Below are 341 nucleotides of genomic sequence, written 5' to 3'. Positions count from 1 at the left end.
GTACAGCTAAGGCTCTCAGGGCCCTTAAAAATGAGCTGACGAGTCTGCGCGAGATTGCATATCTGGGCGAGCTTAACGAAGAGACGCTGGACCTTACTGCACTCAGCAATTGGGATGTACTGTTGGTCCAACTTCTGGAAACTTCGCAAACGCGTTTCGACGAGCAGCGGATGCTGTTGACCAGCGATCAAGAAGAACAGACCCCGGCTTTGTCCGAATCCGAGCTGAAAGACCCTGTGTTTAGCACAAAGATGAAAGACGTGCTTAACACCGTTTCTGGCTCCAGTGGGTCGCTTCCGAAGCCTGAGGCCGGTGCTCCATTCACGCTCGGTCGAACTTCG

At 53.4% G+C, this 341-nt stretch carries 1 protein-coding gene; it reads left to right on the top strand.

Annotation, left to right across the window (positions count from 1 at the left end):
* A partial coding sequence (locus tag AC1RO3_RS08930; protein WP_481764071.1) for a hypothetical protein occupies window positions 1–341 on the top strand: 341 nt, incomplete at both ends.

The organism is Dellaglioa sp. CoH-57-MRSF-19 (assembly GCF_056781975.1).
This window is presented reverse-complemented; position numbering and strand designations above follow the sequence as displayed.